The sequence below is a fragment of the Pseudomonas baetica genome (assembly GCF_051216495.1).
Taxonomy (GTDB): Bacteria; Pseudomonadota; Gammaproteobacteria; order Pseudomonadales; family Pseudomonadaceae; genus Aquipseudomonas; species Aquipseudomonas baetica_B.
The window spans coordinates 20451-32784 of the sequence record NZ_JBPKAM010000073.1 but is presented as its reverse complement, the minus strand read 5'-3'; the positions used below and the strand labels follow the sequence as shown (position 1 = coordinate 32784).

The following is a 12334-nucleotide window of genomic DNA, read 5'->3' as shown; positions in this document are numbered from 1 at the left end:
TCGTTGCGACCATTGCATGGAGGAGGCGACGTCGTCGCAAGGAAGGAAAGTGCAATGTTGCCCCCCCCCCCCCCCCTGCCCCCCCCCCCCCCCCCCCCCCCCCCCCCCTCTCCTACAGTAGGTGCATGTTCGCCATCGGCTGGTGCACTCAGCCCAGGCACCGCAATAAAAAAGTGCATGCAGCGATTACTCCATCACCGCTGACAGCCTCGAAAGCCTGTATATCGCGGCCCTGAAGCTTCTGGCCCGCCCTTTGCAATCACCTGACACGCAGTCAACGCAGATTGCACCTATACGACAAAGGCGCCGTGTAGCCCCCGTTCCGACGGAGGGCCGCATGGCGCCTTTTGCATTTCCGGATTGATCCAGTGTTGGCAAGGTGTCGAGGATGGCAGACAAAACCGTGCGCAGTGTATGTCCCTATTGCGGTGTGGGCTGCGGCATCGTCATGCAGGTCGAAGGCAATCGGGTGGTCAAGGTCGTGGGCGACAAGACCCACCCGACCAACTTCGGTCGCCTGTGCACCAAAGGCACGACCTGCGGGCAGGCGATTGCCGAGTCAGGCCGGATGGAAAACGCTTTCCTGCGTCAGGCCCGTGACCGCGACCCGGGGCGGGTTTCCATGGACCAGGCCATCAGCGAGACGGCCAACCGGCTGCGCGGCATTCTGGACACCCATGGGCCGGACGCGTTGGCCTTTTATGTATCGGGACAGATGTCGCTGGAAGCCCAATACCTGATCAACAAATTGGCCAAGGGCTTCGTGCGCACCCACAACATCGAATCCAACTCACGCCTGTGCATGGCCAGCGCCGGCAGCGGCTACAAGCTCTCGCTCGGCTCCGACGGACCGCCCGGCTCCTATGAGGACTTCGACAAGTCGAACCTGTTCTTCGTGATCGGCGCCAACATGGCCGACTGTCATCCGATTTTGTTCCTGCGCATGATGGATCGGGTCAAGGCCGGGGCGAAGCTGATCGTGGTCGATCCACGGCGCAGCGCCACGGCGGACAAGGCCGGCCTGTTCCTGCAAATCCGCCCCGGCACCGACCTGGCATTGCTCAATGGCTTGCTGCACCTGCTGGTGAAAAATGGCCACACCGACCCGGACTTCATTGCCGCGTTCACCGAAGGCTGGGAGGCGATGCCGGAATTTCTCGACGACTACCCGCCAGAGAAAGTCGCGCAAATCACCGGTCTTGCCGAGGCCGATATTCGTCAGGCCGCACAATGGATCGGCGAAGCCGCTGAATGGATGAGTTGCTGGACCATGGGCCTGAACCAAAGCACCCACGGCACCTGGAACACCAATGCCTTGTGCAACCTGCACCTGGCCACCGGCGCGATCTGCCGGCCGGGCAGCGGACCGTTTTCCCTGACCGGGCAACCCAATGCCATGGGCGGTCGGGAAATGGGCTACATGGGCCCTGGCCTGCCAGGCCAGCGTTCGGTGCTGGTCGAGGCTGACCGGGTGTTTATCGAAGATTTATGGAACATCCCACGCGACAGCCTGCCGCGCACCGTCGGTACGGGCACCGTGGACATGTTCGAGCAAATGGCCGCCGGCCGGATCAAGGCCTGCTGGATTATCTGCACCAACCCGGTGGCCTCGGTGCCCAACCGCCGCAAGGTGATCGAAGGCTTGCAGGCCGCCGAACTGGTCATCACCCAGGATGCCTACCTCGACACCGAGACCAACCGCTACGCCGACATCCTCCTGCCCGGTGCACTCTGGGCCGAGGCCGAAGGGGTGATGATTAATTCCGAACGCAACCTAACGCTGATGCAACAGGCCGTGGAGGCGCCCGGCGAGGCGCTGGCCGACTGGCAGATTATCGCCCGGGTGGCGTGCGAAATGGGTTTTGCCGAGGCCTTCACCTACGCCTCTGCCGCTGATGTCTTCGAAGAGATCAAACGCGCCAGGAACCCCAAGACCGGTTATGATATCCGTGGGGCGAGCTATGCGCGGCTGCGGGAAAAACCGCTGCAATGGCCCTGCGCGTCGGATGACGCTGAAGATCGCAATCCGATCCGCTACCTCAACAACGGCGTGAGCCAGAAACTCAAGGTCGAGGCCGATGGCTCCCGGCCCTCCATCGTCTTCGCCACCGAGCACGGCAAGGGCATTTTCCTCGCCCGTCCGCACATGCCGCCCGCCGAAATGCCGAACGAAGAGTTCCCTTTCGTGCTCAACACCGGTCGCTTGCAGCACCAGTGGCACACCCTGACCAAAACCGGCAAGGTCGCGACCCTGAACAAGCTCAATCCCGGTCCCTTCGTCGAAATCCATCCGGAAGATGCCGCCCGCTTCGGCATTCGTGACAAGGACCCTGTCGAAGTGCGCTCGGTGCGCGGCCACGCCGTACTGCCGGCAGTGGTGACCGATCGGGTGCACCCGGGCAATTGTTTTGCACCGTTTCACTGGAACGATGTGTTTGGCGAACACCTGGCGATCAACGCCGTCACCATTGACGCGGTTGATCCGATTTCGCTGCAGCCCGAATTGAAGTTTTGCGCCGTCGCCCTGCAACGGGTCGAACTGATCGAACATCAGTTCCTCGACGTACCGGCGCCTGCCGACGAGCTTCTCCCCATGTCTCCCTTGTCAGAGGAACTCGCCATGTCGAGCATCGAGGCATTTGCCGATATCGCTGGCATCCGTCGCCTGCCCTCGCCTGCCCTGAACGAGCAGGAACGCCTGTATCTCGCCGGTTTCGTCAGTGGCCTGCAATCCACGGCGGGCCGTCAGGCGGACGGCGTGCCCGCCCTGCCCCTCAACGCGCCCCTGGCAACCGACACCCGGCTCTGGCTGGACGGTTTATTGGGTGGTTTGTTCAGCCGGGTCGATAGCGCTGTTCCCGCGTTGAGTGAATCTGCGACGCCCTCCAAGGCTGCCAGCGCACCGGCGATCACATTGCTGTGGGCCTCGCAGACCGGCAATGCCGAAGCCTTGGCCGAGCGGTTTGCCTCACGTTTGCGCGAGGATGGGTTCACCGTCGAACTGAGCGCGATGGCGGATTTTCCGGCCGGCAAACTGGCCAGCACGCACACCCTGGCGGTGATCAGCAGCACCTTCGGCGATGGCGATCCACCGGACAATGGCGAAGGTTTCTGGCACGCCTTGAGTCGTGCCGAAACGCGCCTGGAGTCCCTGCGCTTCGCGGTACTGGCCCTGGGCGATCCCAACTATGACCAGTTCTGCCAGCACGGTAAAAAGCTCGATCAGCGCCTCCTGGAATTGGGCGGCACGCGACTGCTTGATCGGGTCGATTGCGACACCGAGTTCGAAACGCGCGCGGACCAGTGGCTGGACGAATTCCGGCAAGCACTTAAATCCACGCCATCCGTGTCGGTTGAACCGACACCGGTCGCGGTTCCTGTCGCCGCACCGTGCAAGGCCAAGCCCTATGCCTCGCGCCTGCTGAGCAATCTGCACCTGAACCAGCAAAGCGCCAACAAGGAAACCCGCATGTTTTCCCTGGCGCTGGGCGACTCCGGATTGCACTACGAAGCCGGCGATGCCCTGGGTGTCATCCCGCGCAACTGCCCGGCACTGGTCGATGAAATGCTGGAACTGACGGGCCTGGGTGCCGACACGACCGTGCACGTCGACAAGGTCGGCGAACTGCCATTGCATCAGGCACTGACCGAACATTTCGAAATCGCCCGGCCCGCCAGCGAGACCCTGGCCTTCATCGCCGAGCGCAGCCGCAACCCGTCGTTGAAACAGCTGCTGGGCAGCGAGCGCAAGGCCGAGTTGAAAGACTGGCTCTGGGGGCGGCAACTGGCGGACGTGTTGCAGGAGTATCCGGTCGACTGTTCGGCCAGCGAACTGCTCGGCACCCTCAAGCGCCTGCAACCGCGGCTGTATTCCATTTCCTCCAGCCCCAAGGCGCACCCGGGCGAAGTCCATCTCACCGTGGCTGCCGTGCGCTACGGCAAACGCAAAGGCGTGTCCTCGACCTTCCTCGCCGACCGCGCCGAACACAGCACCGTTCCGGTTTTCGTCCAGCCGTCAAAGCACTTCCGCGCCCCGACCGATGGCGACCTGCCGATGATCATGATCGGCCCCGGCACCGGCGTGGCGCCGTTCCGCGCCTTCCTGCAAGAACGCCGCGCCCGGGGCGACAAGGGCAAGAACTGGCTGTTCTTCGGCGAGCAACATGCCGCCAGCGATTTTTACTACCGCGACGAACTGCAAGGCATGCAGCGCGATGGCTTGCTGACGGAACTCAGCCTGGCCTTCTCCCGTGATCAGGCGCAGAAGATTTACGTGCAGGATCGTATCCGCGAACAGGGGGCTGAACTGTGGCGCTGGCTACAGGAAGGTGCGCAGTTGTACATCTGCGGAGATGCCAGTCATATGGCCAAGGACGTCGACCAGGCCCTGCGGCGGATCGCGCAGGACCATGGCGGATTGTGCACCGAAGGCGCGGCAGACTACTGGCGCCAGTTGAGCGAGCAAAAGCGTTATCTGCGGGATGTTTATTGATTGGTTTGCCGAAAAACCTGTAGGAGCGAGCTTGCTCGCGATGGCCGTCAACGATAACGCGGACTGTCTGAATGATCGCGTTGTCTCGGCGTTTTTCGCGAGCATTCGAGCGTCGACCGGCTGCTCCTACAGGGAGTCGGCAGGACGGTTTCAGATCAACAAATCTTCGTAGAACGCACCAAACGGACGCTCGGGATGGGCGATCTGGATCTCCAGAATCCACAGGCCGCTATTCGGGTACTGCTCCAGATCCCCGAGATCACCGCCGCGATAAATCGCATGGGGAAAATCGCTGACCCGGTGACCCTTGATGTCGAGGTTGAGCGTCCAGCCCATGGCCTGTGCCTGGGCGGCCGCGTAGTCGTAGAGCGCCACGCCGGACACCCGTTCAGTGCGCCAGAAGCTTTCGACCCGGTCGAACAGTTCCTTGGCGGCCTTGGCACAAGCGACCATTTCCGGATCGCCGCCAGTGGTGAAGGTCGCCCCGGCATCCCCTTCGTGCCCTTGCCAGACCACGCCCATGTCGATGAAGAAGATGTCATTGGCGCCCAACTCAGGGTCGCCCTCCGAGCGCTGCTTGAAGGTCTTGAGGGTGTTGGCGCCAAAGCGCACCAGCAGCGGGTGCCAGATGCGGTCCATGCCCATTTGCGCCAGAACCTCCTTGCCGCGCAGCTGGGCCTCGGATTCGCGTATGCCGGGGGTGATGACCCGGGCAATCCGGTCAATAGCCTCCCAGGTCATCTGCTGTGCATGACGCATGGTTTCCAGTTGATAACGCTCACCGACCGCTTCTTTGCTGCTCAAGACCGTACTCATCATTCATTCCCTGTGTAAGAAGGTGCAGGTCAAACGCTGTATAGCTTTTTATATTGCGATAGTCGCCGATAAAGATACAACCATGAACTGTTCACGACCGTTGATCCGAGATTTTGCTCCTACCCAATAAAAACATATTTGTATGCTTTAATTGATATTGTCGAACGTTCCCACTCAACGAGGGTGCCGTCATGAATATCAAGATACTGGCTCTGATCCTGCTGGCCTTCTGCGCGCAACCGGTCTGGAGCGCAACGCCCGCCGCCTCCCCCGCCGCTGCCGACAGCCCTGCGCTGACCACGCGCCTGGCGCTTCGCGATCTCTGGGTTGAACACATTTTCTGGATCAGGACCTACGCGCAAGCCAACCAGTCCGCCGATCAGAAACAAGCCAAAGTCGCGGCTGATCAAGTGGTTGATAACGCCACGAAAATCGCCAACAGCATCGCCCCGCTTTACGGCCAACCGGCGGCTGATCAGCTGCTCAAGCTGCTTGCCGGCCATTGGGGCGCGGTGAAACACTACAGCGACGCCACCGTGGCCAAAGACGCCAAGGGCAAGCAAGCCGCTGTGGCGGACTTGACCAGCAATGCCAAGGCCATCGCGGCGTTCCTGGCCAAAGCCAACCCCAACCTGCCCGAGGCCACGCTGGTGAACATGTTGTCGGCCCATGGCGGTCATCACGTGGCCCAGATCGATGAATTCGCCGCCCACGACTACGCTGGCGAAGCAAAGACCTGGTCGATGATGCGCGTGCATATCCTGGCGCTGGCCGATGCCTTGACCGCCGCACTGGTCAAGCAATTCCCCGACAAGTTCTGACCCCGCGAGGACGCACCATGCTGGAAGGATTGGGCCGAACACAGCAGGACTTGCTCAATGCGTTGCTGCACCACGGGGGCGGCATGAGCATCGACGAGTTGGCTGAGCATTTGGCGGTCACGCGTACGGCGATTCGCCAGCATCTGGCGGCGCTGGAGCGTGACGGCCTGGTGCTGCGCGGCGAGACACGGCCGACGGGACGAAGGCCGGAACAGCTGTATCGGCTCACCGACCATGCCAGGGAGCAGTTCCCTCGCCAATATCAGTTGCTGGCCAGCGCCCTGATCAATGAAGTGGCCGACATCATCGGCCCCGAGGCCCTGGCGGCGCTGATGCGCAACCTGGGCCGCAAACTCGCCCATGACCGCGAACAGACCGTCGTCGATGAAGTGAAGATCGTGGAGCACATGAACCAGGCCGGGTATGAGGCCGAGGTGTTCTTTCGCTCCGGGGGGGATGCGCAAATCGTTGCGCACAACTGCGTGTTCCATCGACTGGCCGCGGCGCACCCGGTGGTCTGCGAGCTGGATCTGGCGTTGATTGGCACGCTGGGCGGTGGTGAGGTCGAGCACTCCGAATGCATGGTGCGCGGCGGTCATGTCTGCCGCTTCAAACTGCGGCCGGTGGAGCTGGACGAAAACGAATAATTTCATGCCCTGCGCTACGTTCGTCGGACGCCTGATCACCTCAAAAAATTTCCCCTCTTGCCCCTTGAACTAGTTTCGGGGCGCCAGTCTAAAACCGGCGATTGATACTCCTCCCAACCGTCGTCAACTCATCAGAGCTGTCCGCACCATGCGCCAAACTGCCCTTGTCTTGCGCTTCACTTCGCTGTGCCTGCTTGCCTCGCTTCCCGTGATCACCAGCCCCGCCCATGCCGCCGGGGAACGACAACTGGTGGAAGCCATCAATGATTACCGTGCTCATCCCCAAGGCTGCTCGCGCCGCCCCGCCCAACGTTTGTCGCCACTGGCGCTGAAGTCCAACCTGGCGCTGCCCATCGGTTACAGCAGTGGCTTGCGGGATCGGCTGAAAGATAACGGGTATCAGGCCGTTGCGGTGCGCAGCATCCGCGTGGTCGGTGCGCAAGATGCCGACGAGGCCTTCGACCTGCTGCAGGATGACCACTGCGCCGCCCTGCTCGACAGTCAGTACGCCGACATCGGCGTCAGCCGCAGCCGGGGTGAATGGCAAATCGTGCTGGCGCAGCCGGTGATCGACCGGCAAATGGGCGATTCGCGCAGCGTCGGCAAAACCCTGCTGGCACAGGTCAACGCCGCCCGGGCCAAGCCGCGCCTGTGCGGCCGTCAGCGCTTCGCCGCCGCCCGGCCCTTGGCCTGGAACGCCAGCCTCGGCGCCGCCGCACAAGGCCACAGCAAAGCCATGGCCTACGGCAACTACTTCGCCCACCGCGACCCCGATGGCGACATGCCGGCAGACCGGGCGCGCGCCGCGGGCTACCGTGGCCGGCAGATCGGCGAAAACATCGCCGCCGGCCAAGGCTCCCCGAGCAAGGCCATGGCCGGCTGGCTGGCCAGCCCCGGGCATTGCGCGAATTTGATGAACCCGATGTTTACCCAGGTGGGTGCGGGCTACGCGACGCAAGCGCGCAGTGATGAGGGGGTGTATTGGACGATGTTGTTCGGGGCGCCTTGAAAAGATCGCAGCCTTCGACAGCTCCTACAGGTTCGATGTTCGCGCAATTTCGCGGGTGAACACCATCCCTCGTAGGAGCTGCCGCAGGCTGCGATCTTTTGCTTTTCTATTGCGACGACTCAATCCGATCCAGCGCCCGATTCACCGCCAATTCACCCAACATGATCACCTGTGCAATCCCCAACAACGTATTGCGACTCGTCCCCTCCATACGATCCGCCAGATCCAGGGTCATGACATTGGCCGAGGCCAGCGACTCACAGGCATGGGCCAGCAGGGTTTGCGTGTCGAGGTCGGGGTTGACGATGAAGGTGGTGTCGAGTGTGCGGGGGGTGGCGTTGATGTCGGCGGCTGAGGGGATGCGGTCGGAGGATGTCGAATCGGTTTCTGGCGGGTTTGGTGTTGGTTTGAACATAGATACAACTCCTGGAATATGGATGAGGAGTCATCACCCCTTGCTACCAAACGAAGGGTGGCAACCATACACAGGTTGGTAGACCGGTCCAGGTACCCGGCGCATCCGAGGACGCCCTGCGCATGGTCACCATAAATACAGAGACAAATCAGCCTCTGATAAAGGTGGCGCTGCGCACCTGGAAAAGCCGGGCTACCAAACCCGATCGCTATCTTTTTCAGCGATCGGCAGACGATAAAACCCGGCCCCAAGGCGCACAAGCCGGCGGATTCTGGCGTAACCGTAGGCAACGACGCAAGGCGCTGTGGCTTTCGGGAAGTAACCTGGCGAGCTTTTAAACACGCATAAAAACACACGCAAAAATGCTGCGGATGGAGATCGAAACACCCTCGATTCATCCCCTCCTCGTTCACTCCCGCAAAAAATCCCACAGCCCAACATCCCAATAAACAGACGTTTCCTACACGCTTACCTGAATCATCCTATTTCAACCTTTGTCGCCCTCAAGAAAGCTGTCGAGCGCTTGAACGGGTGGGCATGAAGCCCCGCCTGTCCATCCTCCAAAAATCCAGCGGATTTTCGGACTTCGCCAGCACAACAAGGAGCGACACTCACCATGGCCAGTTTGCTTACCCGACTGTTCGGACTTCCCCGTCACGAAAGAGACGCACGATTCGATCGATCACGCGCATCGATCCTGCCGACACCCGATACCCGGCCCATCGCCACGCCCTCGCCATCCGAGACGCCGTCGCCAGTGAACAACTGGTGCCATCCACTCAAGGCCACGCAAAACCCGCTAGAGCAACTGACCCATCTGGCCAACGCCACCGCCGGTTACTACCCAATCGGCCGCAGCGGCCTGTTCCACGGTGGCGTGCATTTCGACAGCGCCACCGGTGTCACCCAGGATCAAGCGGTGCACTGCCTGGCCGACGGTGAAGTGGTGGCCTTTCGCGTCGATACGCATTCGCCCATGACGCGCTACTTCATCGACACCCTCACCGTCGACAAACCCTTCGCGCGCAATTTCGTGCTGGTGCGTCATCGCTTGCAACCGCCGAAAATCCACGGCAGCGCCAAGACACCGCCGAGCCTGACCTTCTACAGCCTGTACATGCACCTGCGGGACTCGGCGAAGTACCAGGAGGACTCCACCCTCCCGCGCCCGGCTCACTGGCCGCAAAGTCCGACCCTGCGGGTCAAGCAGACGGTGACCGACGTCCTCGCGGAGCATCCTGAGCCGGGGCTGAACGTGCGGCATGAAGACGGCGGCAAGGTCATCGACCTCCTGCCACGCGGTGCTTCGGTGACGGTCAGCGGCAACCGGAACTACCGCAAGCTGGAAGATCGTCTCGCCCCGTCCAACTTGATCAATGCCGACGGCTCGGTGGTGGGCTACATCGCCGCCAGCCGTCTGCATCCGATTGAGGGCAATCAGCACCGCATCACCTCGTCAGAAGAATGGGTCAATGTGCGCGCCGAGCCGAAATTTGGCGACAACGTCATCGCAAAACTGCCGACCCGATCGATCGTCACGGTCAGCGGCGACGGCCCGTTCCGCAAACTGGAACGGGTCAACCAATACGTGCATTTCAAGTCGCTGGAACGGGTGCAGGAACCGGAGGCCGTGGACCGCATCGTGGTCCTCGAACAGCCGGTGCCGATCAAGGCCGGTGAGCTGATCGGTCACCTCGGCGATTACCAGGACAGCGGCGCGGACTGGCCCGAACAGAAGCTGCACCTGGAAGTGTTCAGTGGCGATGACATCGACGAGTTTTTCGATGCCAGCCGCGCCTGGGCCGAGCGTCTGCCGGACAAGGACAAAACCTGGCTGAAATTTGCCAAGGGCACCGCCGTGGTGGCACATCAGGAACATATGACGGGTGGCCAATTGAGCGCGATGCGCGCCGAAAGCCCACTCAGCGCCGCCGATTTGCTAGTCCCCAAGAGCCTGCTGGAGGGCCTGCCCGCCGAGCGAAAAATCCACGTGCCGGGCGACCATGATCGCAAAGCGCGCAACTGGTACCGTCTGGATAACCTGCTGCACGACGCGGACGACAACCTGCTCAACGGCTGGGTGTGCGAAGAAGTCGGCGTCACGCCCTGGCTCAGTCCCTGGGCGTGGGACGGTTATGAAGTCCTCTACGACTACAGCCTGCCCAAGCACGCGATGGCCTCGTTCTTCAGCGCCGTCAACCGCTTCAACGAGCCACAACGCGAGCGCTTTCGCAACCTGACGGACATCGACCACCAAGGCCGAATGAAGACCCGGCTCTACGACATCATCGACCCCCACCGCACCGGCAACATGACCGCCGACGAACTGCAAGCTGCGCTGCGCCTGCCCGCCAAGGCCCAGGAGATTTCAAAGTTGGTCCTGCGCATGGAAAGTGAATGGTTTTACCAGGAGCAAAAGTGGGACGCCCTGGATGAACTGCTCGGCCATTGCGGCTCGACGCCGCATTTGAATTGGGTCGCGGAGAAAGAGCGGATCAAGCAGATGAGTTGGTGGGGAGAAGTGGCGGAGAAAGTGGGGTTGCCGGTTTGGGGGCGGCCTTATCATTTTCATCCGGTGGGGTTGGTGGGGAGTTTCTGCGCCACTATCGACGAGAACGATTTGATTTGGCTAACAGTACCTTATGGACAATTAACTTTCGATGTAGAAGGCAATGATATAGAAGATCCCAAGAATAGTGGACATCGCTACTTTAGCCGAAAAGCTCATTGGCCCGGCGGCTCATCGGGTGTGACTATCGGACGCGGATACGACCTGGGACAGCGTCCTACGCCACAAGCAGATTTGTTATCTGCCGGAATTTCTGAACCGTTACTCAGTTGGCTCATCGGCGCCAAAGGTCTGAAAGGTCAAGCTGCTAAAGCCTACATGGACAGCGCAAGCGTAGAGATAAAAAGCACCTTCATATCAAGAAAACAGCAATACGATCTTTTTATTCCAATCTATGAGTTTATGAAGGATCAGGTTTTACGGATTTCACGCAAAGAGGATGTTGTGAAAATTTATGGCGATGTGTACTGGGATGATCTAAATGAAAAAATAAGAGATGTAACAATAGATCTAATTTATCGCGGGAATTACACCGGAGAGACAAGAAAAATTATACAACTATCTATTGCTGAAAACGACTTGCCTGGTTTTTCAGAAGCTATGTGCGCTCGTGAAAACTGGCCTTCGGTTCCGAGTGATAGATTTAATAAACGCTCTCAATTCATGAGGAGTCAATAATAATGAAAATAGGTCTAATGTTTTTCTTTCTTATGGCATCATTTGGCTTTGCAAGAGCCGACTCCATTAATTACTCAAATGCATCAGAAATAAGCTCCGGCAGAAGTGGCGAGAGCCTGATTCGCTACATAAAAACATTTGGAAGTGAATGTTTGGCGGTGGAGATCTTAAGCCTTAAAGGCGGACTGAAAATATTAGAAAGCAAGAACTTGTGCAGTTTTGATGGAAAAAAATTTTCAACAGATTTTGCTTACGCTGGATTTCAAAATATCACATTCGAAAAAGATGGGATCCATTTGGTTTTAAACATAATACCGTTACAGCCCACTGGTGAGCAGTTAAGAAAATGCTCCATCCCAATTACGAATGGGAAAATGGGTGACCTCCAATGCTCAGATGCTATTGATCAAGAGTGAAGGACAGCGGTATGTCTTGGTGCTTGTCGAAATGAAATTTTCTACCAGCCCTGTGCATGAACGACAAAAGGTGACCGGCAAAAGGTGACAGATCTATCTCCTGCATAATGAATCTGCCACCTTTCCCGTGCCGCCGCCCAAGGCCACAGCAAAGCCATGGCCTACGGCAACTACTTCGCCCACCGCGACCCCGATGGCGACATGCCCGCAGACCGGGCGCGCGCCGCCGGCTACCGTGGCCGGCAGATCGGCGAAAACATCGCCGCCGGCCAAGGCTCCCCGAGCAAGGCCATGGCCGGCTGGCTGGCCAGCCCCGGGCATTGCGCGAATTTGATGAACCCGATGTTTACCCAGGTGGGTGCGGGCTACGCGACGCAAGCGCGCAGTGATGAGGGGGTGTATTGGACGATGTTGTTTGGGGCGCCTTGAGGGGGGCCTGTTTGATTTTTTGTTGCCTGTGATGCCGTCTTC

General features: G+C 59.9%; 8 protein-coding genes and 1 pseudogene. 7 read left to right on the top strand and 2 right to left on the bottom strand.

What is annotated here, in order from left to right; all coding sequences use genetic code 11:
• Positions 1-388: 388 nt before the first annotated feature.
• The gene (locus tag ACSFE6_RS22510; protein WP_435429641.1) at positions 389-4492 is read left to right on the top strand and encodes a molybdopterin-dependent oxidoreductase; all 4104 of its coding nucleotides are present in this window, start codon (positions 389-391) and stop codon (positions 4490-4492) included.
• Between the two features lie 150 nt (positions 4493-4642).
• Here the strand turns inward: ACSFE6_RS22510 and ACSFE6_RS22505 are convergent, their stop codons facing one another.
• Positions 4643-5308: a M24 family metallopeptidase gene (locus tag ACSFE6_RS22505; RefSeq protein ID WP_435429640.1), complete on the bottom strand. Its 666-nt coding sequence runs from the start codon at positions 5306-5308 to the stop codon at positions 4643-4645.
• Positions 5309-5499: 191 nt separating this feature from the next.
• Between ACSFE6_RS22505 and ACSFE6_RS22500 the strand changes: the two genes are divergently transcribed.
• The 3 genes from ACSFE6_RS22500 (at position 5500) to ACSFE6_RS22490 (ending at position 7785) form a co-directional block, all read left to right on the top strand.
• A complete protein-coding gene (locus ACSFE6_RS22500) occupies positions 5500-6129 on the top strand; it encodes a hypothetical protein (RefSeq protein ID WP_435429639.1) in 630 nt (209 codons plus the stop codon).
• 17 nt (positions 6130-6146) lie between these two features.
• Positions 6147-6776, top strand: a complete 630-nt coding sequence (locus ACSFE6_RS22495) for a helix-turn-helix transcriptional regulator (RefSeq protein WP_435429638.1) — start codon at positions 6147-6149, stop codon at positions 6774-6776.
• A 148-nt stretch (positions 6777-6924) separates the two neighbouring features.
• Complete coding sequence (locus ACSFE6_RS22490; RefSeq protein WP_435429637.1) at positions 6925-7785, top strand: CAP domain-containing protein; 861 nt, start codon at positions 6925-6927, stop codon at positions 7783-7785.
• A gap of 106 nt (positions 7786-7891) precedes the next feature.
• On the opposite strand, the gene ACSFE6_RS22485 is transcribed toward ACSFE6_RS22490, so the two are convergent.
• Positions 7892-8200 (bottom strand): DUF6124 family protein, encoded by a 309-nt coding sequence (locus tag ACSFE6_RS22485; protein ID WP_435429636.1) that lies wholly within the window; start codon positions 8198-8200, stop codon positions 7892-7894.
• Positions 8201-8816: 616 nt separating this feature from the next.
• On the opposite strand from ACSFE6_RS22485, the gene ACSFE6_RS22480 reads away from it, so the two are divergent.
• The 3 genes and pseudogenes from ACSFE6_RS22480 to ACSFE6_RS22470 form a co-directional block, all read left to right on the top strand.
• Positions 8817-11447 carry a pesticin C-terminus-like muramidase gene (locus tag ACSFE6_RS22480; protein ID WP_435429635.1) on the top strand — a complete coding sequence of 877 codons (2631 nt, stop codon included), beginning with the start codon at positions 8817-8819 and terminating at the stop codon, positions 11445-11447.
• A 2-nt stretch (positions 11448-11449) separates the two neighbouring features.
• A complete protein-coding gene (locus ACSFE6_RS22475; RefSeq protein WP_435429634.1) occupies positions 11450-11863 on the top strand; it encodes a hypothetical protein in 414 nt (137 codons plus the stop codon).
• Between the two features lie 129 nt (positions 11864-11992).
• A pseudogene (locus tag ACSFE6_RS22470) lies at positions 11993-12292 on the top strand (CAP domain-containing protein); the annotation flags it as partial.
• Positions 12293-12334: the final 42 nt, after the last annotated feature.